The following is a 793-nucleotide window of genomic DNA, read 5'->3' as shown; positions in this document are numbered from 1 at the left end:
GCCCCCTGCCAACCGGGCTGGTCTACGACGATCTCGGCAACGTGGCACTTGATCCGGACATGCAGGTCCGGGAAACCATCGCCCATTTCTTCGGAACCTTTGCGCGCGTCGGCTCCGCCTCCCAGACCGTCAAGGCGTTTCGCGCGGAAGGCCTGCTGTTCCCCTCGCGCCTGCACAACAGCCAGACGGTATTCCGGCCGCTGACTGCATCGACCGCAGTGCGCGTGTTGCACAATCCGCGCTATGCCGGTGCTTATGCTTATGGTCGGCGACAGTTCCGCCGCACCATCGATGGCAAAAAGACTGTGCGGGCGCGCGACAACGACGACTGGCTTGCTTGCATCCCCGACGCTCATCCCGGCTATATCAGCTGGGAGCAGCACCAGGAGAACCTGAAGATCCTCGAAGCGAATGGGCACGGATACAAGGACGCACGCGCGTCGATCCCCAGGGAGGGTTCCGCATTGTTGCAAGGTAGGGCCGTATGTGGGCAATGCGGCAGGCATTTCCGCGTTCGCTACGCGGCGCGGCGTGGCCGACAGGAATCGTGGTACGTCTGCGATCGCGCCCATAGCTATCGCGGTGACCCGTCATGCCAGTCGATCGCCGGGCATGCGATCGACGAAGCCGTCGGCCAGCTCATCGCCCAGCAGATGACGCCCGCTGCCGTCGAACTGGCGCTCGAAGTCCGCAAGGAGATCGAAGCGCGCCACGAAGAAGCCGACCAGCTACGCAGCCGCGCAATCGAGCGTGCCCAGACGGAAGCCGATCTCGCGCAGCGGCGCTTCATGTT

At 64.1% G+C, this 793-nt stretch carries 1 protein-coding gene; it reads left to right on the top strand.

Annotation, left to right across the window (positions count from 1 at the left end; translation table 11 throughout):
* Positions 1–793: recombinase family protein (locus tag ACFTOW_RS13260; RefSeq protein ID WP_379916493.1), on the top strand; the 793-nt coding region annotated here is incomplete at both ends.

It is taken from the genome of Lacimonas salitolerans (genome assembly GCF_042677865.1).
Classification (GTDB): Bacteria; Pseudomonadota; Alphaproteobacteria; order Rhodobacterales; family Rhodobacteraceae; genus Lutimaribacter; species Lutimaribacter salitolerans.
Note: the sequence above shows the minus strand (reverse complement) of the source record. Positions and strands in the feature narration are given on the sequence as shown.